General features: G+C 46.5%; 24 protein-coding genes. 13 read left to right on the forward strand and 11 right to left on the reverse strand.

Translation table 11 applies throughout. From position 1 onward, the window contains the following. The 7 genes from CSR02_RS14735 to flgG form a co-directional block, all read right to left on the reverse strand. A complete protein-coding gene (locus tag CSR02_RS14735; RefSeq protein ID WP_244177037.1) occupies positions 1-1122 on the reverse strand; it encodes a flagellar motor switch protein FliG in 1122 nt (373 codons plus the stop codon). 11 nt (positions 1123-1133) lie between these two features. After that, positions 1134-2768 carry a flagellar basal-body MS-ring/collar protein FliF gene (fliF, locus tag CSR02_RS14740; protein WP_099542175.1) on the reverse strand — a complete coding sequence of 545 codons (1635 nt, stop codon included), beginning with the start codon at positions 2766-2768 and terminating at the stop codon, positions 1134-1136. Between the two features lie 593 nt (positions 2769-3361). Further along, positions 3362-3907, reverse strand: a complete 546-nt coding sequence (locus tag CSR02_RS16395; RefSeq protein WP_143225623.1) for a MotE family protein — start codon at positions 3905-3907, stop codon at positions 3362-3364. A 284-nt stretch (positions 3908-4191) separates the two neighbouring features. Then, positions 4192-4743 (reverse strand): bactofilin family protein, encoded by a 552-nt coding sequence (locus tag CSR02_RS14750; RefSeq protein ID WP_099542177.1) that lies wholly within the window; start codon positions 4741-4743, stop codon positions 4192-4194. Positions 4744-4943: 200 nt separating this feature from the next. Further along, positions 4944-5675, reverse strand: coding sequence for a flagellar basal body L-ring protein FlgH (flgH, locus tag CSR02_RS14755; protein ID WP_099542178.1), 732 nt, complete (start codon positions 5673-5675; stop codon positions 4944-4946). A 1-nt stretch (position 5676) separates the two neighbouring features. Then, entirely contained in the window at positions 5677-6771 is a 1095-nt protein-coding gene (gene flgA, locus CSR02_RS14760) for a flagellar basal body P-ring formation chaperone FlgA (RefSeq protein WP_143225624.1), read from the reverse strand. 12 nt (positions 6772-6783) lie between these two features. Further along, positions 6784-7572, reverse strand: a complete 789-nt coding sequence (flgG, locus tag CSR02_RS14765; protein WP_099542180.1) for a flagellar basal-body rod protein FlgG — start codon at positions 7570-7572, stop codon at positions 6784-6786. Positions 7573-7832: 260 nt separating this feature from the next. On the opposite strand from flgG, the gene flgF reads away from it, so the two are divergent. From flgF to CSR02_RS14800, 7 genes are all read left to right on the forward strand, one after another. Further along, the gene (flgF, locus tag CSR02_RS14770) at positions 7833-8657 is read left to right on the forward strand and encodes a flagellar basal-body rod protein FlgF (protein WP_244177039.1); all 825 of its coding nucleotides are present in this window, start codon (positions 7833-7835) and stop codon (positions 8655-8657) included. A gap of 159 nt (positions 8658-8816) precedes the next feature. After that, entirely contained in the window at positions 8817-10376 is a 1560-nt protein-coding gene (flgK, locus tag CSR02_RS14775) for a flagellar hook-associated protein FlgK (RefSeq protein WP_099542181.1), read from the forward strand. 25 nt (positions 10377-10401) lie between these two features. After that, positions 10402-11487, forward strand: coding sequence for a flagellin (locus CSR02_RS14780; protein WP_099542182.1), 1086 nt, complete (start codon positions 10402-10404; stop codon positions 11485-11487). Positions 11488-11673: 186 nt separating this feature from the next. Beyond that, entirely contained in the window at positions 11674-12219 is a 546-nt protein-coding gene (locus CSR02_RS14785) for a flagellar basal body-associated FliL family protein (protein WP_099542183.1), read from the forward strand. A gap of 70 nt (positions 12220-12289) precedes the next feature. Beyond that, positions 12290-13348: a flagellar motor switch protein FliM gene (gene fliM, locus CSR02_RS14790; RefSeq protein WP_244177041.1), complete on the forward strand. Its 1059-nt coding sequence runs from the start codon at positions 12290-12292 to the stop codon at positions 13346-13348. Between the two features lie 69 nt (positions 13349-13417). Continuing rightward, positions 13418-14320 (forward strand): hypothetical protein, encoded by a 903-nt coding sequence (locus CSR02_RS14795; RefSeq protein WP_099542185.1) that lies wholly within the window; start codon positions 13418-13420, stop codon positions 14318-14320. A 378-nt stretch (positions 14321-14698) separates the two neighbouring features. Continuing rightward, positions 14699-15634, forward strand: a complete 936-nt coding sequence (locus CSR02_RS14800; protein WP_099542186.1) for a flagellin N-terminal helical domain-containing protein — start codon at positions 14699-14701, stop codon at positions 15632-15634. A gap of 173 nt (positions 15635-15807) precedes the next feature. Here the strand turns inward: CSR02_RS14800 and flgC are convergent, their stop codons facing one another. The 4 genes from flgC to CSR02_RS16400 all read right to left on the reverse strand — a co-directional run bounded on the left by flgC (position 15808) and on the right by CSR02_RS16400 (position 19846). Continuing rightward, entirely contained in the window at positions 15808-16218 is a 411-nt protein-coding gene (gene flgC / locus CSR02_RS14805) for a flagellar basal body rod protein FlgC (RefSeq protein WP_099542187.1), read from the reverse strand. A 20-nt stretch (positions 16219-16238) separates the two neighbouring features. Beyond that, entirely contained in the window at positions 16239-16655 is a 417-nt protein-coding gene (locus tag CSR02_RS14810; protein ID WP_099542188.1) for a flagellar basal body rod protein FlgB, read from the reverse strand. A gap of 45 nt (positions 16656-16700) precedes the next feature. Continuing rightward, positions 16701-19508, reverse strand: a complete 2808-nt coding sequence (locus tag CSR02_RS17380) for a hypothetical protein (protein ID WP_143225625.1) — start codon at positions 19506-19508, stop codon at positions 16701-16703. A 92-nt stretch (positions 19509-19600) separates the two neighbouring features. Then, positions 19601-19846: a hypothetical protein gene (locus CSR02_RS16400; protein ID WP_143225626.1), complete on the reverse strand. Its 246-nt coding sequence runs from the start codon at positions 19844-19846 to the stop codon at positions 19601-19603. Between the two features lie 298 nt (positions 19847-20144). On the opposite strand from CSR02_RS16400, the gene CSR02_RS14825 reads away from it, so the two are divergent. The 6 genes from CSR02_RS14825 to CSR02_RS14850 form a co-directional block, all read left to right on the forward strand. After that, a complete protein-coding gene (locus CSR02_RS14825; protein ID WP_099542191.1) occupies positions 20145-20495 on the forward strand; it encodes a flagellar hook-basal body complex protein FliE in 351 nt (116 codons plus the stop codon). A 20-nt stretch (positions 20496-20515) separates the two neighbouring features. Continuing rightward, the gene (locus tag CSR02_RS14830) at positions 20516-20794 is read left to right on the forward strand and encodes a flagellar biosynthetic protein FliQ (protein WP_099542192.1); all 279 of its coding nucleotides are present in this window, start codon (positions 20516-20518) and stop codon (positions 20792-20794) included. Then, positions 20795-21655: a flagellar biosynthetic protein FliR gene (locus tag CSR02_RS14835; RefSeq protein ID WP_099542193.1), complete on the forward strand. Its 861-nt coding sequence runs from the start codon at positions 20795-20797 to the stop codon at positions 21653-21655. It begins immediately after the preceding gene. A gap of 6 nt (positions 21656-21661) precedes the next feature. Beyond that, positions 21662-22747 carry an EscU/YscU/HrcU family type III secretion system export apparatus switch protein gene (locus CSR02_RS14840; RefSeq protein WP_099542194.1) on the forward strand — a complete coding sequence of 362 codons (1086 nt, stop codon included), beginning with the start codon at positions 21662-21664 and terminating at the stop codon, positions 22745-22747. 161 nt (positions 22748-22908) lie between these two features. Beyond that, a complete protein-coding gene (locus CSR02_RS14845; RefSeq protein ID WP_099542195.1) occupies positions 22909-24639 on the forward strand; it encodes a flagellar hook-basal body complex protein in 1731 nt (576 codons plus the stop codon). Between the two features lie 377 nt (positions 24640-25016). Next, a protein-coding gene (locus CSR02_RS14850; RefSeq protein WP_099542196.1) for an IS3 family transposase occupies positions 25017-26079 on the forward strand; the annotation gives its coding sequence in 2 pieces (ribosomal slippage) (positions 25017-25278 and positions 25278-26079; 1064 coding nt annotated over the 2 pieces). This gene is flagged as partial in the annotation.

Consider the following 26079-nt stretch of genomic DNA (forward strand, 5'->3'; position numbering starts at 1 on the left):
TTACTCAATCAATTCATCATCTGACGAATTTGGAGAAATATCTATTTCACCATCGTTAGACAGATCTTTGATGATTGAAATGATATAGATCTGTGCGCTCTCAGCATCCTTCATTCTCACTGGGCCAAGATTAGCGATTTCATCATCTAGAATCCCGCCCGCCCTCTTAGACATACAATCAAGGAATATTTTCTTAATATCCTTACTTGAACCTTTAAGAGCAAGAGGAAGTTTCGCCTTTGCCTCAGGATCTTTATTGATCGCGTTCATAACGCGCATCATATCCTCATGCATAAGTCTTTTAATATCGTCAAAGGTGAACTTCAGTTTGTTCACCTTCTCCATATCATCATGATTTCTTTGGCCCAGAATTTCAGTGAGTGTCGTTTCAGTCTTCCTATCGAAATTATTGAAAACCTCCGCGACAAAGGCGTAACTATCCCTCTTTGTCGAACGCCCAAAGGTAGAGACAAGATCTCTACGGAGGGTATTTTCTAAGCTTTCTAGAACATCCCGACTGACACTAGACATATGTAGGATGCGCATAATCACATCCATGGCGAAATCTTCGGAGAACTGCGTCAGCACTCTAGATACATAGACTGGCGGAAGGTAGCTAAGAATAACTGCCACAGTTTGAGGTTGCTCATTACGCAGATAATTGGCCAATGCCGTTTCCGGCATATTCGCCATTTTCTCCCATACGCTTCTGCCGGATGGCCCACGTATGTCCTCCATAATCTTTTCAACAAGATCTGAAGGGACACCTACCCGCTTAAGGTATTCTTCTGTGGTCTCATATGTTCCAACGATACCGTCTGACACTTCAAAATTACGACTAAAGTCCGCAAGCACTGCCTCAACAAGGTCGGCTTTCACCATACCCAGTTGTGACATGGCCACTGATATATCTCTAATCTCATCTTCATGTAGGGATTTGAAGATTGCTGCAGACTTCTCCTGCCCAACAGCCAGCATCAATATGGCTGCCTTTTGTTTGCCTGTAATGCTGTTAAGCAGCGCCTGAGCCTGTTCAGTTATAACTGGCGGGGCTGGGAGGCTAGAAGAGTTGTCATCTACTCCAGGACCACTGGCTTGAGGCATTGAAGCTTCATCAGTCATTGTCAGTGTCCTTATTTTTGGAGGCTAGAGTTTGATTTCTGTTTGTCAGGCGTCGCAAGCCATGATCGAACAATCATCACAGTTTCTTCGGGATGTTCACCGACAAGATTGCCTACCCTATCCAGGGCCTCTCGTCTCATCATCCCATCCATGCCAGCAATCCCGACCTTATCCTCATGTCCTCCACCGTGAAGAGCTGATGACACAAGAGCAGCCCCTTCTGAAGCTATCTCAGAGATAAGACCACGCCTTGCCTCTCCGTCAGCTTCCCCCTCTTTCCCTTTCCGAATTATAGGGAGGATGATCATTAGGGCGGCCCCTGCCACCAACCCGAGAGGAATGATCCACTTAGCGAGGTAAATCAACGTGTCGCGTGTAAAGATGCCGCTGCTTTCAGTTGGGAATTCGATCCCACCATCATTCCTGAAGGGCATAGAAACGACACTAACTTCATCACCCCGGTTCTTTTCGTATCCAATGGCAGCCTGAGCCAACGTGGTTAGCCGCTTAATTTGCGCATCATCTAAAGGCTTCCAGACTGATTTACCGTCCTTATCCTTTTCAATGGTACCATCTGCCATCACAGCCAGGCTTATCCGAGCCACACGTGGTCTAGTCTGGCTTACAACCCGCGTTCTTTTGCCAATTTCATAATTATCAGTTTCTTCAGATTTATCATCGGAAGAACCAACCTTGTTATTTTGGCCGGCATTAGCATTTGGCAGGTTATTGGAAACGGAAGTATTCGGGTTGGCTTCGGTATTTACGCTTTTAGCTGATGTAGTCTTTTGAGAACGCAGGACCTGCTGATCTGGGTCATAAGTCTCTTCTGTTTCTCTTACATCATCAGCATTCATACTTACTGCCGCACGCACTCGCACATGTCCACTCCCAAGGGTAGGAGTGAGCATATCCTCGACGGCCTGAGCAAGCCTTTGCTCTTCTGCATGTCTGAGTTTTTCGAGAGATGACTCCTTTCCTGCCAAGCTATCTGGATCACCCGGCTTGGCCAGTACGTCACCTCTTGTGTCAACGATGGAAATATTGCCCGGCTGCAATCCTGGCACTGCCGCAGAAACCAGATTCTGTATCGCTTGGATAGCTTCAGGCGAAACTGTGCCTACTCGACCGACATCAAGGATTACACTGGCCTGTGATGGGCTTGTTTGTGTTGAAAATAGATCTCTGTGAGGAAGAACCAAATGCACACGCACATTGCGAATTCCATGAAGAAGTTTGATAGACCTCTCCAGCTCCCCCTCCATAGCCCTGGTCTCGTTAATACCCTGTTCAAATTGCGTGCTTGTGAGAGTGCCACTTTTATCAAAGAGTTCGTAACCAACAGCACCCCCGCTTGGCAGGCCGTCCTTCGCCAATAGGAGCCTGGCCTCGGCAACCTTATCTTTTGATACATAGATGCTATGACCATCAGGGCCAGAAGTGCTAGGAATATGAGCCTTGGTTAAGGCGTCAACCATTTCAGCAGCTTCAGAAAGCTCTACATCTCCATAGAGAAGAGAGTTTTTATCTGAGCCACCCCAAAATGCTAGAACACCAATAGATGTCAGCAATAGAGCAGCGACAACGCCCAGAGCGGCCAGCTTTGTGCGTCCCAGACCTTTCAGTCCATCTAGTAACTTCTGCATCCAGCGACTATCTACCTACAATCCTGATTTCGGGACTACGCCAATAAGCCCGTAAATTGGGCGCTATGACGCTATGATGTGGCCAATTGTTACCATCTTATTCCATGATAATGGTGCAATTCACCTAATGAAGAACAAATTACAACCCTATCAGTTTGGGCTCTTTGTTTTGAAAGCATCCCACTCAAAATAAAGAGTCACACGAACGGCCACTTCGGCCTGATTTTATGGCGGAGGATATTGAGTAGTCGGAGGGATCCTATCGATAGGCATATTTAGTCGTTGAGCATTTTGATCCTGCGTAAGCCCACGCGGCCCCTCATAGGTTTCACGCGCCATATTTGGGGTAAGATCTGGCCTTTCCCAACAATCAACACCGTTCCAACTTTGTGTGCAGTAAGGTTGTGGTGGTGGTGTCCTCTCAACAGGTGCGCACCAGTCCTCGCCCTCGGCAACGAACCCCGCGTTACACTCCCTACCTGTCAACTTATGCCCGATGTAATCAGGCGAACAGCCAGTCAAAATGCCCATTAAAGACACAGACAATAAAATTGAGAAATTAAAGCGCCGCATGCACTATCGACCTTTTACATTCATTGTCTAGATGGAAGGAGCGGAGAAGCTGGAGAGGACATCTCCCCTTCTGCGGAAGGAGATGAGGAGTATCTTACCATTTGATGGCTAGGGTTTGATCGGTGACCCATTGAAGTGGATATTACAGGCTCTGATTTATGAGAATGAAAAGAACGCACCCCAATCATGTATTGGGAAACAATGTTCACCCTATCTGGAGACATGTGTGCCATGATAGCTGATAACTTCCTCGTATTCATAGCGCCTGCCATGGCTACGAGGATATGAGTTTCCATAACATCAAAAACTGAGGCTGCATCACGAGGAGGCATATTCTCATAAATACCCACCAATCTAGCGACTGCTTCTGGGCTTATAGATTTAGCGGCCTTCTGTTCGCGGTTATAAACTTCCTCTGTCGCACTGACATTCTTCAGTCTAGCCTCAACAGCTTTTTTTGCGGATTCCAGGATGCGTTTTTGCTCTGTCACATCCCCATTTGGATCTCCATTCCCATAATCAAGGCTGGCATCTGAGGGAACTGGGGATGCTGAATCTGACTTCACATCAAGCTGCGAAGCAGAAGATGACGCATTAGAAGGGGGCAGGAAGTCTGCAGTTTGGGTTCGGGCTGATGTAATCGCAACAGTTGAGCACAAGGCAGACAGAGACGTGATTATTATGGAACGCCTTAAAGCGGGGCAATTTAATCGCATGATTTCCCGCAAAAAAAACATTCCGCACCTGCGCTCTGCAGCAATTTATTAGAAATAACAGAAAACAAAATTCTGCTTCTGCATTGGCTCCTTCCGCGACAGTTAAATCGCGGCCGGAACCAATGGATTATTTATTAATCGTCACCAAGAGGAATGGAGAGTTCAGGTGAGTCTCCGAGATCCCCTCCAGAAGAAGATACTGGTTCGTTAGGCTTTTCTTCTTCTGAGGAAGGTGAAGATTCAACAACCTTATTCTCAGCTGTCGGGATTGGTTTATCCTGAACTTTCGATGACATAGGCGAAGGAGTTCTTCGTCCAATCATAATCTGAACATCACCTTCGAGGTGCGCTTCCTCAGAAATGGCGCAACCAGTTGCATTTGCCATTATCAGCTTGGCATCTGTGAGACGGGCTTGCTTCGTGATAACAACGCGGCCAGCATTAGCCATAACTGATTTTGCTTCACCTTGGATGATGATTGTATCAGCATCAATCTTAGACTTTACAAGTTCCCCCTGACAGCCAAGGACAAAAGTAGTCGCAGAAATTTCAGCCTGATCAACCTGACCATTGATAATAAGAGTGCCGGGAACACTTCCCCGCAACTCCCTTATACTCAAACCATGCGGAATTACGCATTCCGGGGACTGTTCCTGACCTTTATCTGCGGCCTGATTTTCGCTCATAAATTCATCCAATCCGATTCATGCGCTTTTTGGCCAAAAAAGAAATATTGGCCATATGCCAGCACATACATGATATGACTTTAGCTTTTTCATTCACAAGGATTATTAAGTCAAGGCTATTTGCAATTTTAATCCTCGCCACAAACTAACCTTCCTTGAAAAGGCCTTGTACATATCACATGCCTCAACTTAATAATAAACTAGAAAGGTAAGACGTTATCCAAAACTTCTTGACCATATCGAGGCTCTTGCAAATGGGACAACTGACCCCTTCCACCATATGAAATTCGAGCCTCGGCGATACGATCATGTGTGACGACATTATCTTCAGAAATATCTTGCGGTCGCACAACACCGCTAACCATTATCTGGCGCAGCTCTCCATTGATCCGCACCTCCTGTCTAGCGACGACAACAAAGTTCCCATTAGGGAGAACCTGCGTGATTGTTCCGCCAAGAGTAAGTGTTACAGCATCAATACGTCGAATAGTGCCAGAGGCCGCATTGGCACTAGAACTGCTTGTATTTAGCGCATCTGCACTCGTTATATGGGAAATGCCTTTCCCCTTAAATCCAAGCAAACTTGGTATCCCAAAATCTTCTGACCCACTTCCTGATGCACTTGTATCATTAGTAACATCAGCGTTGTCAGCAACTTCGACTTTTATGGTCAATAGGTCACCCACCTGAGAAGCTCTTTGATCTTTAAAGAATGCCCGACTGCCCGGCCTCCATAGGCTCCCGACTTCAGTTGGCGGCGCCTGTGTAGGCGGCATAGGCATCGTCACAGGTCTATAGTCTGGAGCCAAAGTCGGATCAGATGTCTTTGTCATCCTAGGAGGGTGGCCCATCTCACTTAAATTAGAAACACCACTACATGAGGTTAAACTCAATAGGGTCAGAGCAATCCCGATTTTCAGCTTAACCCGCATCTTAATTACCCTCACCACTATCCATTATCACTTGGGAAGCCCTAAGCTTTTTAGCCTCACTAGAGTCCAGCCCGACAGCGGTAGATGTTGAATCGACAGAAATCTCGCCGTTTCCGTTTACTCGGCCCAGAAGGATCATCTTTGTTCCCATATTTATCGCATGGACCAACTGGCCTTTTCCGCCATCAGCCAAGGCCTTACCTGTCGTAGTGATGCGTATGCCCGGAGAGTTGTAAGAAATTATAACCGGATCGCCTCGATGTACAAGGATCGATCTTCTTAAATCACCCATTATTACGGGAGAACCTGAAGCGACTGGCTTTGAAAGCGACATACCAACCACATCATCTGGCGAAGACGGGCCTGAAAGACCTAGAGGCAACTGACCATCAAAAGTCGAATCAATATGAAAATCCGAATCAGTAAGGACATATCCTGCTGGAAGAGATCTATCATACACCATCACTGGTGAAATTTTCTTGATTTCCCCCTTTAGATTGATTGCGTCATCTTCACCATCACCTGTTTGATTGCTTCTAAAGGCTGTCGCGGAAAATTGTCCGGTTTTTTTGTCCCATTTCACATCACTCACAACAAAGGGAGACAGATCATCACTAGCCACGACAACAGGCTTTAGGCCTACGATATTAACAAGCAACGATCCTCTGGTTTCAGAAGAAGAAATTTCTTCCTTAACCAGGTTGGCAAAATAGTCTTTGCCTAGAACCTTCCCATCTCTTGTAAGAGTTAATGTTATAGAGGATGATTGGTCATCCCAATCGACACTATACTGATCTGCGATTGCTATAAGTTGGTAACCGCTGATTTGAATAGATTTTCCTGGTGATGGTGATGGCCCCAGCGCCCTATCATCAGACCTAGAGATACCATCAAAAATATCAGATAAATGTACTGTGTCTGAGTATATTTTACCTGATGATCTTAATGTTGCTGCATAAGATGCACATGATAAGCTTTCTGCAATTGAGGCCGACAAAATAAGTCCTAAAACAGCTTTTTTGAGAAAACTCATTTTACCCTTACAAAATAAAAAAGGCTCTTGCTGATACTGCCTTGACCAGTCAACTATGGTCAACACAGTCCACGATCATTTCAGATTGGTAAGAGTTTCCAACATTTCATCTGATGCTGTAATTGCTTTGCTGTTCATTTCATATGCCCGCTGCGCCGTAATAAGATCAGTGATTTCTGTAACAGCATTAACTGCCGACTCTTCAAGAAAACCTTGCCTAATCGTGCCGAAACCAGTGCTTTCTGGAGTACCTACGATTGGATCTCCTGATGAAGTCGTTTCTGTAAAAAGGTTCTGACCCATTGCGGCCAAGCCATTTTCGTTTTGAAACGTGGTAATCTGAATTTGCCCAGCAACCTGAGATGTCGTCTCCCCAGAAACTGTATATTGCACCTGACCAGTTTGGTCGATGGTGATATTTTCCGCATTGTTGGGGAGCGAGATATTCGGGGTCAGAGGATAACCGTCTGCAGTGACAATTGTTCCATCTTGTGAGAGCGAAAAAGAACCATCTCTTGTGTAGGCATATTCCCCTGACGGGAGCAGTATTCGGAAATACCCCCTCCCCTCGATTGCCAAATCCAGATCATTATTAGTCTGTTCAAGTGTTCCTTGCTCATTGATGCGATAGATAGCCGCAGTCCTCACCCCCAGGCCTATCTGGGCACCAGCAGGAACACGATATCCTGTATCGGAACTCATTGTGCCGACCCGGCGAATATTCTGATACATAAGATCTTGGAATTCAGTTCGTCTCCGCTTAAATCCTGTCGTGGTCATATTCGCTATATTGTGCGAAATCGTTTCGACATTATTTGTCTGCGCCTGCATACCAGTTGCGGCGATATCCAAAGATCTCATCATGAGAATTTAATCCCCCCCCGGATGAGCCGCCAATAAAGCCTATCATATGGCCCCATGCGACTAAACCATTAGTTGATATGCCCAAAAATCAGCGCCTCATCTATTTTTAAGCATGATGAACAAGACGAAAGAAAGGTTCTTATCAGGCAAGCACATCTTAGGCTAAGTGCTAAAAATACCTTTCGCAAGGCGTTTTTATTGTGCGTTAAGACCTATCGTGCCCTATATTTGGCCGAAGAAGGCCTTTCGGATCCTGCAATATGGCTTTTATTCCTGCCCTTTCGTCGTTCGCGAATGCTATACGGGGATCAATAAGGCGCGCTTTGGAGGCTGCTTTGGACAATACCAGTTATATCGCCCTCTCTCGGATAGACGCACTAACACGCGCATTGGATGTTACCTCCAACAATCTGGCAAACGCCAATACCGATGGCTTTAAGCTCTCTAGAGTTCAGTTCTCTGACTACCTATCGAAACAGAAAGATGCTCAAGGCACAGGGAGCGAAAAGGTAATCCATTACGCTCAGGATCGCGCCACTTACACAGACCCAATGCAAGGCACGCTTCGTCAGACTGGCAATCCCCTTGATTTGGCTCTTAACGGAGAGGGTTATTTTACTGTCAGAACGCCAAATGGCATCCGGTTGACAAGGAATGGTCAGTTCCATCGCAGTAATGACGGGACCATTGTTAATGGAGACGGAGATCCTGTTCTAGATGACCAGAATAGGAATATTGTTATTGATCCTCAAGACCAGATACTGCCGTTAGGCGTTTCCTCTGATGGCACAATATCAACGGAAAAAGGAGCCATAGCTTCCTTAAATGTTGTAGATGTTGACAATGAGAATACCCTTCAGGATGAGGGTAACCATCTCCTTAATCCGACCACGCAGACACATCAGGTAACGTCAAAGGAAGTTAGGCAGGGCATGCTTGAATCCAGCAACGTAAATGCGATTGCTGAGACCACCAACATGATCAGAATACAGCGCGCGTACGACCTTAATTTTCAACTCGTTCAAACAGAATCCACACGCCGATTGAATGCCATAGACAAGATTACCGCTGATGCATCTTCGTGACATTGAACACGTCTCAGACCTCCTTATTCGAGCCAAGTAATTTTCCTGTAACCATTATCGCTCAAAATCGGCAGAATGTATCGCCCATCAAATCTCTCACCCAACGACAGGGGCTAACCAACGCACCCCCTTAATTCTTCCCGCGCAAAGGAAATAGCAATGGATCTCGGCCTTTCTCTGTCCATAGCCACAAGTGGTCTTCACGGCATTGATTCCGAACTCGCTGTGACATCAGAAAATGTGTCAAATTCAGGCACTGCTGGTTACGTGAAAGAAACCGCCGTTGTGTCCTCTGTCGTAGCGGGGAAGGTGGGCACAGGTGTCTCTGTTGGGAACACCACCCTATCCCTCTCTGCCGGCCTTCAGAAAGCGCTGTATTCGCAGAATGCGAAGGTTTCTGCACTTACCACTATGGATAATTCACTCGCGAGCCTTTCTGCAGTGCAGGGCACCACAACTTCTGACTCGACAGACACAGACACAGATGACACTACTGGCACGCTTTCTGACAGCCTTCAGGGAGTAGCAAGTGCCATCACATCCCTCTCGGCAACCCCAACAAGTACGGCCGCCCTGTCTGGTGTTATATCTGACGCAGAGACGCTTACGTCACAGATCAACACTCTTTCGTCAGTGTACGACACTCAAAGACAAACAGCCGAAAATAACATCGCATCCAATGTGAGCGATGTGAACTCTAGCCTAACAACAATTGGCGAAATATCGAAAAAAATCATGCTTCTGACTGCTGCTGGGCAGGACACGGCAGATCTTCAAAACCAGCGCCTTGAAGCGATGGACACCCTCTCCCAAAAACTCGATGTCACCTTCAATACGTCAAGCAATGGTGATGTTACTGTCCACACGACTAATGGCACTCTTCTTCCAACCCGACCAGATCAAATCGGCCTTCCTGATTCAAACACAGAACTCCCCTCCTCCTCTTGGCCTCTTACTTATGCGGCCACGACCATATCTTCGAGCATGTATTACAAGGAGGGAGATACCTCCGGCGGCATCTCAGGCATCATGCTTAATGGACAAGATGTAACCTCCGACCTTTCCGGTGGTTCACTAGGCGCCAACATCACCCTGCGCGATAGAACATACCCGAAAATGCAGGCTCAGTTAGATTCCTTTTCTTACACATTGATCAACAGGTTTGATAACGCAGGTACGCCTCTATTTACCAATGGAACATCATCATCACTTTCTTCTGACACTACAAAAACCACCCCGAATGGCATTGTCGGTCTTTCGTCCGTGATTTCCGTGAACCAAGACTACGTCAAAAATCCTTCACTTCTCACGACAGACAGCAACGGCAATACTGGCGTTATAACCGGTCTCACCAATATTCTTGGAGAAGCATTCGGCACGGCTTCAGATGATACATCTGGATCATTATCTTCCCCCTCCTCAGGACTTGGCCCCTCAGGGGATCTCGCTACGGGCTATGCTGGGAATCAAGGGCTGAGCGAACTAGCTACGTCTCTAACAACCGACCAGGCAGCTACAATCTCAAATACCTCCGCCGACCTTTCAACTGAATCCACTGTGCAAACAACCCTCTCCACCAAAGTTTCATCAGTTTCTGGGGTGGATGTGAACAGTCAGATGTCAGAGATAGTGGCCTTACAGAGCGCGTATACTGCAAATGCAAAAATCGTGACTGCAGTTCAAAGCATGTTTAGCGAGCTACTAGACGCTGTGAACTAACACCCAACGGGCAAGGAAACGTATTATGAGCACATCAGTGGGCCTATATGGCGTATCTGGCGCTTCAACAATACTGTCAAAAGCAATAGCCGACATTACGGAAAGACAAACGCAGGTGAGCTGGGAGGCCTCTGAAGGAACAATTTCCGAGACTATTGCCGGCTTGGATGACAACACAGAGTCGGCACTTTCCCTTAGCCCAAGAATTTCCGAAATCAACTCTTTATCCAGCAATATTACGGTAGCTCAGTCCAGGCTCTCTCTTACCTCCTCCGCTTACAGCAGCATGGCGTCACTGGCACAGAACCTAGCCGCAGCAGCATTAAGCATGGAAAGCACAGAAGGCTCTTCAGGATCGACTGTAGACACCAATGCAACCACAGCCAGCGCCGATCTGAGCACACTAGGTGGAATACTTAACACCTCTGACGAAAATGGTTATATTTTTTCAGGGATAAACTCGACTGAAAAAACTGTAACAGATCCTGATGGTCTTGCCACGAGCAACCTTGCTACAAAAATAAATTCCATTGTTTCGGGTTTAACGTCTTCAAATGCTGAAACGGTATTGAGCGAAGCTACAGATGCCGCTGCCGACAACTCAGACAGCCTCACTGTGTTCAGTGCTAGTCTTTCTGTTCCGGCGGAGGACGCTGGGTCAATGGGAGTGTCAATCGTCACCGGCATAGATGGTCAAACAACTCAAATTGGAGCAGTAGCAACACAAGGATCGCAGAAAACGAGTGATTCTACAGGGTCCCCAATTAGAGATTTAATTAGAGATATGATGATTATGTCTTCGATGAAGGGCATGTCATCTTCAACGCCGGGCTTTACAGAAATTGCATCACAGTTACAGAAATCATTATCAAAAACTGCAAATAGCCTTATTGACGCAGGCACCAGCACTGGCGTTCTGCAAGATCAACTTACATCAAAACAAAGCAATCTTACTAACGTTCAAAATCTGCTTGAAAGCCAGATGGATACGATGGTCGGAGCGAATATGGCTGAGGCAGCAACACAGGCCTCAGACCTAAAAACGCAACTAGAGGCATCATTCACTCTAATATCGGATATGAAAGATATGACTTTAGCGAACTATATTTAACCTTACTCATCTAACTGATCAGATTGCGTTAAACCTTCAAGGCGGCTAGTAAGCCTTGAAGAGAAACATTCAGATGCAAGGCTTATTCCTTTGCAGACCTTAAACCTTGCATCTGAACATTCTCTTACCCTACTATGATCTAATCAAATTTAGAGACCTGAGCCGCGGATTATTTCATGATGGCTTATGGTTGAAATGTTCTTTTCGGAGCCATTAATGAGTGACACGTTGTCCGCGGATCAAAAAAAAACTCCTGAAGGGCTTTTAGACCCCAAACCCAAGAAGAAAAAGCTTTTAATCCTTCTCCTTGGAGGCGTTGTTATTATCGGCGGAGGTGCGGGTTACGCATGGGAAAAAAATCTTCTCCCAATAGCAGCCTTGAAACATGATGCCACGAAAGATGAAACAGGGGTCAAATCTCTCGTGAACCCACCGGTTGTACTAGGAATACCTCCGGCGACAGCAAACCTGGATAATGGCAACGGCAAAACAGTCTATGTAAAAATGACTGCTACAGTTGAGATATCAGGAGCAAAGCCTGGTGACAATCTCAGTGACAAAATTCCTGAAATTCAGGATATATTCCAGACGTATCTTCATGAGACACGCCCACAAGATCTCCATGGCAACGGTTTTTACAGACTTCGGGAAGCACTTCTACGAAGATTGAGATCAGATCTTGCACCGCTGAATGTTTCAAACATTTATATCACAGAATTTCTTACCCAATAATATCGACAATGCTAGGTATAACCATCTCGATAAATCTCATCTCTCCCCCGGTTTATTACAAGGCCTAATGATGTCAGACCAAGATAACACTGAAGATAACTCACCGTCTTTAGATCAAAGTGAAATCGACAACATCTTAGGCAACGTATTTGAAAAATCCCACACACGAGAAGAAAGCGGCATTGAAAGAATAATCAAAGCTGGGTTTGTCTCCTATGAGCGCATGCCTATGCTTGAAAACGCATTTGACAGGCTTATTCGCCTACTTTCCGCAACACTAAGAGCATTTACGAATGATAGTGTTGACATAACACTAGAGACCATCAAATCACTACGCTTCGGTGATTATATGGAGAGCGTGCCTTCATCTTCATCATTTGGTGTATTTAAGGCTGAGCAATGGAAGAACCTTGGGCTTATCATAGTTGATTCCGCTCTTTCTTACTCAATAATTGACCTTCTGATGGGCGGGCAACGTGGCTCAGGCACCAAAATAATTGAAAACAGAGCTCACACCCCGATAGAGCGATCTTTGATTGAAAAGCTCATCACAATCACTCTTGCGGATCTAAGCACAGCCTTTGAGCCCGTTTGCAAGATTGATTTTACATTCGATAGACTGGAGATGAGCTCAAGTTTCGCGGTAATTGCAAGACCGTCTAATGCGACCGTGGCTGCACGCTTCCATATCGACATGGAAGATAGAAGCGGCAATATGGACATAGTGATCCCGTATGCAACTCTTGAACCGGTTCGTGAAAAGTTGACCCAGCAATTTATGGGAGAAAACTATGGTTCCGATTCAATATGGGGAGAACATCTTCTTGGGGAAATCATTGAAACCAATGTGACGGTATCAGCCATATTGAATGAAAAAGAATTCCCCCTCAGGGATATCCTTAGCTTGGAGAAGGGATCTACCCTAATTTTCCCTCATCAAGAGGGCACCCCTTATAAGGTTAGGCTTCAATGCGACGATACGCCGATGTTTGAAGGGACATTAGGGAAAATTAACGACAGGCTCTCAGTAAAAATTGGTGCCAGATTGATTCCTGCTGATGATGAAATAGTCAAAAAAGAGGATTTGGAAAGTATCGGGATTAACGCTCTTACGTCACCATCTTCATAAAATAGAGATATCTTTCCCCTCGCTTGAGAGAAAAGATGAATATCTAACCTTGTCTAAAACAGGTGCATCATGCTTTCCAACGATATTCAAGTAGCCATTGAAGCAGTTCTTTGCGTCCTCATTCTCCTGGGACTTTTTGGTAGCCGGAGAATTAAAAAGAGCCTTCTTACTCTCAAAGAAATTCAGCCGAGCGTTGAATTACTTATTACCCAATTAGACGCATCGGCATCTTCTGCGAATACAAGCGTCAACACTCTTAAAGACGAAGTAGCAAAAAACGGTAGGAAACTAACCTTCCTCATCCAGGACTCTTCCAATAAGATTGAGGATCTTACATCATTAAATGAAGGCGCCTCTCAAATAATGAATGAACTGAGAGGTCTATCTGATAGCGGATTATCCATCACATCAAAGCTCGGCGACCAAATTGTACGAGCAGAAAATATTCGAAAAGAACTATCTGAGGAGATTCTTCGCGGTGAAGAGGCTTCACCCCTTCTGTTGACGCCAGACATGCAAGATCAAATCCCAGCTTCCACTCTACAAATCAATGATGACCACAATACTGAAGACACCTCACCTCCCCTACCTGCACAGACAAATCATGTTGAGAACCCTCTTGAACAAAGCACTGTCTCCGTTCAGCCTAGCGACATGCCTCTCCCTCTGACTAAACCTGACGAAGGCAAGGTAGAGGATGACCTCATTCCCTCTGGAAGCAATTCAAAGGCCATGTCTGATCTAATAGATCAGGATCTGAATGAAGGGGAAATAGTTGATAGCCCAGACAAAAGATTAGCCGCAGTTAGCTTCATAAATACTCCATCAACATCGCAAGAAGTTCAGAATACTATTGGCATTGGCACACCTGATCTTTCAGGTGCGATGGCTGATGAAATAAACAAAGATAAAGAAAACGATTTACACGAACCTTTAATCACAGAACACCAGACGCAGCCGAAGGGACCATAAACAAAATTTCTCGACAAAATTCAGATCCCTGTCCCTGAAATCATGAAAAAGCCGCGGCCTTATTCATCCCCCCGGTAAAATGGACAGAAAATCTTTTAACAGATGCGCCTTAATGCCCCGCCCTGCAGGGTGGGGAGAAGATCAATGATCATTCGAATGGGAATGAAGTGAAAATTAGACCTATTGAAATAGGCGTTTCATTAAAAAATTATCCTCATAAAAAAACTCAACCCCTCGTTAATATGTTTGTAGCCTTTCTGCTTTTTATTGAGACTTGTAAATTAAAACATCTTCTTTTGGTGAGTTGATGCGTCCCCCAGACAACTGGGATGTAGACCGCGGATCTGCTTCAGAAGAAGACAAGCGGAGAGCACGCAAGTGAGTCTTTCAGTTAACACAAACAACTCTTCCATGGTCGCCCTGGAAACCCTGAATTCCACGCAGTCTCAACTGTCAGCCACAGAAAACGCTGTTTCAACCGGCAAAAAGGTCGCAACGGCTGCAGACAATCCCGCTGCATTTGGCATCGCCTCCCAGATCAATGGCGACACCCAGGGCCAGGCCGCCGTTAACGATGGACTGAGTTACGCCTCATCTGTCGTGAGCTCAACCACTTCCGCTGCCAATAACATCCTGTCTGTGCTGAACCAGGTTCAGGAAGCCGTGACCGGCCTGAAGAACAATGATTCCAGCAGCACCTCTCTGAGCCAGGTCAACGAAGAACTGACCGGCTACATGAAGGAAATCGACACGATTGCGCGTGACGCCACGACAAAAGGCGTGAACCTGCTTTCAGTCGGGACTGGTGACGGCCTGGGCATTACGTCCAACCAGATTTCTTACGTTACCGGCCTGCAGGGTGACACACAGACAATCACAGGCTTCTCCGCATCCATCGCATCCGACACTGGCGCAACGGGCACAATCTCTGTTCTGACTGATGCCCTTGGGCTGACAACAGGCAGCACGGCCGGATCTGATCCCACGTCCAACGTATTCCTGACCGGCACCGGTTCTTCCATCGCCATGTCAGATACTGCTGCCAACCTGATTGACAAGGTGCAGAACGCCATCACGGCTATGACCAACGTCACATCCCAGCTGGGCGCAAATACCAACATGCTCTCTGCCATGTCCACCTATGGCGAAGCTGTTTCCGATGACCTGACTTCAGCCTCCGGTGCCCTGACTGATGCCGACATGTCTTCTGAAAGCGCCAAGCTGACATCTCTGCAGACCAAACAGTCACTGGCCATCAAGTCTCTGTCCATCGCCAACGGCGAATCTCAGAACGTGCTGTCTCTGTTCCAGTAAAAGCTGGATTAGTGCTGGTCTGAGAAAGGCCCTTGCCTATGGCAAGGGCCTTTCTTTTGGGTGCGTCGACTGGCAAAAGATGACATTCCTGATGTCTTAGGCCTTAAGCAGGTGCGTAGCATTTGACTTGTTAACTAATTTCCCCGGCTTACAGGGGGAGAAGAATGTTGTCCTCAGTTCTTCATGAGGTTAATAGATCTTGTCAGCATAGACCTTGTAATCTGCATTGTATTTAAATTAGCCTCATAAGAATGTTGAGCATCATGAGTGTCCATTATTTCTACCATGGAGTTCACATTAGGCATTTTGACATATCCCTTTTCATCAGCGGCCGGATGAGAAGGGTCATATTTCAACTGGAAATCAGACGGATCACGACCGATCTCTTTGACTTTGACCGTTGATACACCAGTAGCCGCATCGACTTCATCTTTAAAGGTAATGGTTTTACGGCGATATGGATCTGCGCCAGGCGTTGATCCAGTGGTCTCTTCATTTGCAAGGTTCTCCGCAGCAATTCTTAATCTAGCGGATTGAACCCTCATACCTGACGCCGAGATACCAATAGTATCTGAGAAATCCATCAAGAACCTCGCTACTCGATTTACTGTGATGATGAACCAAGGGCCGTGCTGTACATGCTCATGTAGCGACCATATACAGTCGTTGCAAAGCGCTGCTGGTCATTAGTGTCAGCAATTTTCCCCAGTTCATCTTCTAAAACAACATGGTTTCCATCAAGAGAAGAAGATCCAGGGATATGCTGTGATCGTGTACTCCCGCCATCATCTGACATATGCATGGGTGAAGTCTTAGCCAATCCTGGGTCTGATTGCCCCTCAACGACACCTTGAAAAGGCGATATGTCTTTTGAGACATATCCTGGAGTATTAGCATTCGCCACGTTGCCGGCCAAAACCGATTCACGGTTCTGGAGCCATTTCATTCTGCGTTCAGCTAGGGATAACAGGTCTGTCCCCCCTACCCCTCCGATTGAAGAATTAAACGAGTTATCGGGCATTTTTATAGCCTTTTGACATTATCCCAGCCTCACCAGACAGGAATTCTATGGAGAGGAGACAAGAAGCCGGAATAATCTTTCTGTATCTCTTGCAAATTTCCTATCCCCCACACGATTAGAAATCCATTCCAATGTGCCAACATCACCTGCACGAGATGCATCTGAGGCCAAACGGAGACAAAGCAACTGCTGGTCAATGTTTAGTTCGCCAGCCTCAGGAACCCTTTTCTTTACCATAAGGATTACGTCTGACACAGCCGGGGACCATTCATCTCGCGCTTCATGAATCCTGGCCCGCATGTCGGCAGCGATATCATTCTGATCAGTTCCCAATAGATAAAGAGCAACTTCTGGCTTTCCAGATGACATAGCTATTCTGGCAGCAACACGTCCTCGGCCTTCCAATACATCTTTGGGGAGACCAGGGCTATTTGTGTTAGCCAATGCCTCAGATGCCTCATCAAACATTCCTCTCTGAATGAATGAATCCGCCAAACCTTCGCCAGCGATTGCTTTGCTTACCGGATCCTGAAACATAGGGACAGAATTTGAAAATGCCTGAGATGCTTCATCCGTAAGCCCAAGGTTCAACAGCATCTTGCCATAAGCCATCAAAACATCAGCTTTCTGAGGTCCCGGAGGAATATCGGGAAGATGTGCACGAAGCATTGCTGCATCTTTTATGAGAGAGGGCTGAGCCTGGCCCGATTTTAAATTTGTCGGATTTGCTTCCTGGGCTATCCCTGACAAAGCCTGATAAACCATCGGTGTAATGTCGGGCTCAGATCTGGAAGATAATGTTCTCTGGGCTTTATCCAATGCGGCCAAGGCATCAGACCACCTTTTTGCGCGAATGTAAGCATCAGCTTGTGCCATTCGAACAGAGACCTCTCTCCCCGATAAACGGCCGTCAGGCAACAATTGAGAAAAGACGAGAGCTGCATCTTCTGGAGAAAGCAATCCTGATTTTAATCTGAGAATTGTTCCAGCTTCTACCGCCTTTTCAGAGATCGATGGATCTTTGTCGCCTGCTAAATCACTAAATTCAGTCAGAACGTCAGTAATAGCTTTATCGTCTTTATGCGCATCGGAAGGGATATCCCTCATTCGACTAAGCACTCTGGCAAGCTTTGCAAAGGAAGATTCTGGAACCTTATCCAGAACAAGTCGATCTTCGGGCTTTCCATAGCGCGCGATATGTTCTGTGACTGGAGCCAATAGCACGTCTTTAAGGCTCTGTGGGTAATTCAGCAATCGATCAAAGTCAGTAGCCAACAGATGTGCTGCCTCCTCGTCATCCCCTCCTGCAGCAGCATGATACAAGCCTTTCCACATCTGCGTGGCCCGTTTGTCACCATCAGGCCAAGGGCCATCTAAAAGGGCTGCCCCATCAACATTCCCGCACATCAATTCAATAGCGCCAAGCAGGAATCTGACATCTGTTCTAAACGCCTCCTCTGGATCGTCCTCCAGGGCGACTGTCATGATCGCACGAGCATCAGGAAATGCCCCCACCCCAAATGCTGCTTTCGCAGCTTCAAGGCGCTTTGCAAAACGATCAGCAGGTTCGGAATCAGCGGCAGAGATGACCGCGGCTCTATAATTTTCCTGCAACTGATCCAATGGTTGATTTTTCAGGCCAAGCCATTTCAGATCAACATCACTGGCAAATACTGCTTCAGATGGGTCTGGAATATTTTTACCGTTTATAGAAAGTAAATCCCCCTCCGGTGTCGCCTTCATTTCCACAGTCGGAGGGGCATGATCATCGATAATAATGCCTTCCAGTGATGGCCACACATCGTAATCATGACTAAGGCGCAGCGAAAGGATTCCCCCGTCATCACTTGCAGAAGTGCCGATTAAGACGGTTCTACCGGTTGCAGGATCTTTGATTGAGAGCACACGGCCAGGATGCCTCAAAGGGAATAGCAGTCCATCATTTGAAAGCCGTGGGTTAATGACACGCCTATCACCATAATCATTACCAGGAGGGGGCTCATCTCCCAAAATCCAGCCATTGCTTTGCTGTGACAGGTAAAGTTGCCGCGTATCGACAAGAGGGATAGTGATAATGGTGGCGTCTGCAATGGTTTCAACACTTAAACCTGCAAAAATACCATCTCCGCGGAGCGCAGAGGTATTCATCGGTTCAGCATTATCTACGACAATTACAAAATATCGACCACTCTGGTAAGCAGCCAACCCCATGTTAGCGGGGACGGGGATCAATATACGATGAGAAGAAAAAATGGAATTGGTGCTGTCGCTATTATCCAATCTATCTTCTGATCCTTGGCCCGGAACTGATCGCAGAGTGTTGTCGGTACTGGTATCTTTAGATTGGGTGTCAGATAGTGATGAGTGATCTGAAGCAGCAGAAGACTCCGTTGCTCGTTGAGCCCCCCCCATCCGTGTGTCGTTAATTCCGACAACATGGGCACTCCATCCATCTGGTAGCCCTTTTAACAACAAGTCTTCAGAAAGATCCTTGTTGTTCTTAATCTCACGATTTCGATTTTGTTCTGAAGCTTTTCCAGCAAGCACATGGGGTGCCACATGTTCGATTTTTTTATGATTTTTGAGCGTTTTGGACTTAGGGTGATCACTAACAGTCACCCCTTCTGGCTTAGACGCGCGCTCAATCTTGTCTTGATCTTGATTTAGCAGAGAAGATAAAGTTGCTGTCGTTTGAGCATTAGCGAAATCACTAAATGCAAACATTGCTCCTGAAAGGACAAGAGCACCACATAGACCAGATGAAAATGAAAAATCTCGCAAACCTATCTTTAGGTTAGAATGCCTGATCATTAAATGTGGCTGCTTTCTTTTCGAGACCAAAACACGAGCCAAGTGGCATCTCCAACAAGCCGAATAAGAGCTGGGCAAAGCAATACACTTTGCCCGCTTCTTTCAGCAACCTTTGAAGGTCAAATAATCTTCTATTAAGCGAGAAGATTAACAAGGCTTTCCGTGGCTGAGCCTTTCTTCTCACCCTTCGCAGAGGGTATAATCTGTCCTGTTGCATCAAACTGTATTGATGTCTCGGATCCGCCGGAATGACCAGACGAAATCTTTGCATTCCCAGCAATATGCTCTGGCTTCGAAGGCGCATGAGCTGCTGTTGCTTTATGAGAAATTGCGGCTCTCATCGCCCCTGCCAACTGTGAGGCAGCAGATATTTCTGTCATGGATAACCTCCAATTAACCATCAATCATGATGGTCAGTTTATGATCACCAAAAGTAAAGACCTATCTGGGAATATCAAAGCTAAAACACCTCTAGAGAAAAGGCTTGATGGCAAGAATTTGGCGCTCTTTTGCTGCTTATTGTCACAATAGCATTCTGTTTTAAGTTTAATGACACAAAGAAAGTCTTGCAGAAACTAAGGTTAAAATAATTTGGAAATATACTCATCAAGACCTAATACATTATCAGAACATGAAGCCAATCAGATTGATTCGGCATGAGACAGGTCAAAGCTTAATATGAGCATAGATGCAATTTCATCATTATCCTCGACACAAGGTGGTGGCGCCTTAAGCGCATATAGAAAGGCGCAAGATCTGCTAGATCCGAGCCTTTCTACAGAACAAAATGTAGAATCATCGGGTGACGCGGTATCAAGTTTTAGCCAAGTCCTCGAAGGAGCAATATCTGGGGCGATTGCTACCGGGAAATCAGCCGAGAATCAGACTGCCCTGACCCTTTCTGGTAAAGGCAATATGGCTGATGTGGCAGCGGCTGTAGAAGAAGCGAAGCTAAGTCTTCAAACGACAACCGTTCTTCGTGATAAGTTTGTAAGCTCCTATCAAGAAGTTATGAGAATGTCGATTTAAATTGAGAGAGTGCCGAAAGCATGACTACAGACTCTTTAGATGTCCATGAGATATTACGGCAGACTCTTATAGTTGCTGTAAAGTTAGGTGCCCCTACGCTCTTGGCTTCTTTATTTGCAGGCGTATGCGTCTCTCTATTTCAGGCGACTACTCAGATTAGTGAACCTACGCTTTCATTCCTTCCCAAGTTTACAGCCTCAATGGCGGCTCTGATCCTTACTGGTTCGTTCATGTACGCAACTGTACATTCTTACGCTGACATGATTTTTGATCAGGTTATCAAGGTCGGAGGTTACTGATTGAGTAGAATAGCCGATTTTATAGGCAATCCTGACCTCCTTTCCCCCAACGGCAGCCTAGCGGCACTCACTTCGACATTCGTAATCATAATTTGCCGGGTGAGTGCGGTCATAATGACTAGTCCTGGACTGGGAGATACCAGTGCGCCTAGCAGGATCAGAGCTGGAATAGCCCTAGCAACCACGGTGGCCATTCTGCCGGTCGTGAATGACCACATACAGTCTTTAGCTGGAGAAGCAATGAGGATGCCCTCCTCAGCTATCATGATAATCGCCGAAGAAATATTATGCGGTATATTTATTGGATTACTGGCGAGGCTAATAACGCTATCAATAGCCATATCAATGCAAATTGTGTCCGTCTTTACCGGTATGTCCAGTGTCATTCAACCTGATAGTCAATTGGGTTCATCCAGTACAGCCATCAGTCACATGGCCAATTCTCTTATACCAGTAATCATTTTCACCACTGGGATGTACGCCCTACCTCTTTACGCTATCGTAGGATCTTATAATTTATTCCCTCCGGGCCACATTACAATGCAGATAACAGGAGATATGGCGCATAGCATATCTCAGGCCACTGGAGAGACATTTTCGATAGCAATGCAATTGGCTGCACCTTTTGTGCTTATCGGCACTCTGTGGCCTGCGATGCTCGGTGTGCTTAATAAACTGATGCCTACTCTACAGGTTTACTCCGTAGCCATGCCAGCTCAACTCCTAGGCAGTTTGCTACTTCTCGCTCTATTAATTCAAGTGGTTACTGGGACTTGGCAGGAACGAATTCAGGGCATTTTGCTTGAATTGCCAGGCATTCAGTCACTTACCAACACTCCGCCCCATCCAAAGCAGAAATAACCAAATATGGCTGATGAAAATGGCGGAGGCGGTGAAAAGTCTCAGGCTCCTACAGAAAAGAGGCTCCAGACAGCTCGTGATGAAGGGAATGTTGCTCAATCAAGAGAGTTTATGCTTCTCATAACTCTTTCCGGCTTTACCCTTGTCTTCTCTACTTATGTGGTCTCGGCTGCGCCCTCTTTCATTTCCAGTATGAAGGTTTGTCTTAATAATTTTGGGAACATCAATTCTGACCCCGCATCGCTTTATAAAGCGACCATTTCCGCTGGGCTCAACGGGTTAAAACTTGCAGCACCACTACTCATCACTGGGGCTGCTTTGCCACTAATATTCGGGCTCCTTCAGACTAATTTTCTTTTCCGGCCTCAAGCTCTTACACCTGACATTTCGCGCATCTCCCCTATGAAGGGAGTAAAAAAAATATTCGGGATCAATAATCTTGTTGAACTTATCAAAAGCCTCCTAAAGTTAATCATCTTCTGCCTAATCTTATACGGCGTTGCCAAATCAACCGTTAGACTATCTCCTGAAGCAGAACGATGGAGTTCACAACGCCTAGCTCAGGAAATGAAGAGTTGGTTTGTCTATTCAGTTTTGCTGGTTCTCGCTGTACAATGCGTAATCACCATCTTCGATGATCTGTGGACGAGATTTCATCGTATCTCGAAGCTAAAAATGAGCCTCCAAGATATCAAAGATGAAATGAAGCAAACGGAGGGAGATCCACTCATAAAGGCCAAAATTAGACAAATAGCCTTAAGAAGATCTCGTAGACGCATGATGGACAACGTGAAAAAATCTACCGTTGTCGTTGTCAACCCAACACATTACTCCGTGGCCATTCTATACGATAAAAATAGTAGTTCGGCCCCACAAGTAGTCGCCAAAGGTGTTGATGATCTTGCATTTCGGATTAGGGAAATAGCCAATAATGCTAATGTGCCTATTATTTCAAACCCACCCTTGGCCAGATCCTTATACAACCTCCCTCTCGACACTGAGATACCCGAAGAATTCTGGAAACCAGTGGCAGCAATTATAGCCTATCTAGTTAAGCTAAAGACGCCTGGATCAAGACGTAATTCACTTTAAAAAGAAAGACTTTAGTAACGTTTTGTGCATCTTTTCTTGCGTTCATACATTTGCTCGTTATTTCCTTTAATAAGGACAGCAACTAAAGGCACAAATGCAGAGCCAACGCATTATTGCAGACGTGTCAGATCAGCATATCAAAGCATAAGGACAAACCCTCCATGGCAGGCGCTATTAATGCACTTACTACAGCCGTCAGCGGGATGAATGCTCAATCAGATGCGTTCACTAATCTGAGCAATAACATCGCCAACAGTCAAACGGTCGGGTATAAAGCTGATACAACTTCTTTTCAGGATTTTGTCGCTGGCAACCTTAAGGGTAACTCTGAATCTCAGGCAGAATCAGATTCTGTCTCTGCTGTGACAGTGCAGCATGTCGAGAATGAAGGGACAGCAACCGCCAGTTCTGACAGCCTTGCTCTGGACATATCGGGCTCAGGTCTTTTCAACGTCTCGAAAGCGACTGGCACGGCAACTGCTGGAGGAACCACATCATTCTCTTCTCAACAATATTACACCCGGAACGGGGAGTTCTATGAGGATAAGGATGGCTACCTTGTAAACACGTCAGGATATTACCTAGATGGTTACATGGTGAACTCCAACGGAGCACTTGAATCAAAGCTCAGCCAAATCAACGTCTCCAATGTCACATTCAAGCCTACACAGACAACTGAACTTACCCTTAATGCTGCAGTAGGAACCCTCCCCTCCAGCACCAGCGATCAGGAAACATATACTCCTCAGTCTTACACATCTGCTCCTGTAACGACTTACGATTCAAACTCCGACCCTCATAAAATTGCTGTACAGTGGACTCAAAGCTCTACCAACCCGCTCGTGTGGAATGTATCTGCATATGATGCGGATGGAACAGGCACTATCGCCCCCAATAGTTATCAGGTGACTTTCGACAGTTCTGGAACACTATCCTCCATCGTTGATAACAGCACGGGCAAGACCCTAGGCTCAACGATATCCGGGGCCACTGCCGAAATACCCATAACCGCTAATTACGGGAATAATCAGTCGCAAACCATGGAACTCAATCTGGGAACCATAGGTGGTACTAGCGGAACAACAATGGCCGCCTCAGGTGGCACAGCTACCGAGAGCCAGTCCAGCGGCATGACCGTTAGCGGTACGACACTCTCCATGGCCAACGACAGTGTGATCGGCACGACAACAGGCAGCACCCAGTCATTTCTGACGGATCCGACTGAGGTCAATGGAACATATGTGTCGATGAAATGGACACAAACCTCTGCCTCTCCACCGACCTGGTCAGTGCAGGCCGTGGATCCTTATAACACTGGCACAACTTCTGATGTAAGCAGCGCATCACATACTGTGGTTTTTAACACAGACGGGACCGTTAAATCATTTGACGGCAGCGCACCTTCATCTCCACTCACAACCACGGCTACGGTAGCGGGATCGTCATACACAGTCGATCTGAGCGGCGCCAAACTTACGACAGACACTACAACAGGTTCTGATTCTAGTGCCCTGACATGTGACAGTGTAGCAAGTGGGACTTACACAGGTGTCGAAATCGAAGCTGACGGGTCAATTCAGGCCGAGTTCGACAATGGCTATACCCAACTTGTTGGAAAGGTTGCTTTAACCAACTTCAAAAACGTAGATGGATTGCAGGCTGTAGATGGGCAAGCATATACTGCAACCGCGGCATCAGGTAATGCAGAAACAGGTGTTGTAGGGGCCAATGGGACAGGAACCCTAGCTGTAGGTTATACAGAATCCTCGACGACAGATCTTACCGGTGATCTATCAGCACTTATTGTCGCTCAAGAGGCATATGCGGCCAATACCAAGACCGTGACAACAGCCGATACCCTCTTGGAAGACACAATCTCAATGAAGCAGTAAGGCTGCCCCATTTAGGATAGCAAGTCAGATCAGTCAGTCTGGAATTAAAATAAAAAGGACGCCCGTTGGCGTCCTTTTCTATTTCATGAGCACCGGCAATTCGCCCACCCCGTGAATGGAAGAATGGTGCGGGTTATTTAGGTTCTTGATATCTCTAGGATCTATATTCACCAGCAATTTGATAACGTGGCGACATCTAAGACGTAAGGATCAGGCATTCTCTCACTATGTTTAAACATTAAAGTCGCTCACAAGTGAATGCATAGTTTGAGAACGCTCAGTGAGAGCCTGACAAGTAGAAGTCATACGGTAATCCCCCCATAAAAAGAGTGGCTTTTGAATGAGAATTTTCTCAGCGTAAGGATGAGGAGATTCTGATGAAGAGTGATCGCTTTACTGACGCACAGATCATGGGTGTGATCCGCCAGGCTGAGGGCGGTGTCCCGGTTCCTGACCTGTGCCGGGAGCATGGGATTAGCAACGCCACGTTTTACCGGTGGCGCGCGAAATATGGCGGCATGGATGCTTCGATGATCAGTCAGATGAAGGCTCTGGAAGAGGAGAACCGTCGGCTGAAGCGCATGTATGCGGATTTGAGCATGCAGACGGATATCCTGAAGGAAGCCCTTGGAAAAAAATGAAGCGGCCAGCCCAGCGCCGGGAACTGGCCGCACAAGCTGTGGCGCATCATGGGGTCAGCATTGCGCTGGCCTGTCGGATTTTTGGGATATCCGAGACCTGCTTTCGCTATCGTCCGCGACTGGCAGCGGAGAACGACAGGATTGCCGCTCTTCTGGTGGGACTGACCCAGGCTCACAGGAGATGGGGATTTGGTCTGTGTTTCCTGTATCTGCGCAATGTGCAGGGACAGCTCTGGAATCATAAGCGGGTTTATCGGATCTATCGGGAACTGGAACTCAACCTGCGGATTAAACCCCGCAAGCGTCTGGTTCGCGAAAAGCCAGAAAAGCTGTCGGTTCCGGCCCTTCCCAACAGGGTCTGGTCCATGGATTTTATGGCGGACAGGCTGATGGATGGACGTGCTTTTCGGCTCCTGAACATTCTGGATGACTTCAATCGTGAAGGACTGGCGATCGAGGTTGATTTTTCCCTGCCAGCCTGTCGGGTTGTCCGCTGTCTGGAACAGGTTATGGAGTGGCGTGGCAGGCCAGAAGCCATCCGAATGGATAATGGCCCTGAATATGTCAGTCATACGTTGGTTTCATGGGCCGAAAAACAGGGGATTACCCTGATCTATACGCAACCGGGTAATCCGCAGCAGAACGCCTATATTGAACGCTACAACAGAACTGTCCGGCAGGAATGGCTGGAGCAGTATTTGTTTGAAAGCATTCAGGACGTGCAGGAGGTCGCAACACAATGGCTCTGGACATATAACCATGACAGACCCAACATGGGGAACAGCGGGCTAACCCCCGC

This window comes from Acetobacter pomorum, from assembly GCF_002738225.1.
Taxonomy (GTDB): Bacteria; Pseudomonadota; Alphaproteobacteria; order Acetobacterales; family Acetobacteraceae; genus Acetobacter; species Acetobacter pomorum.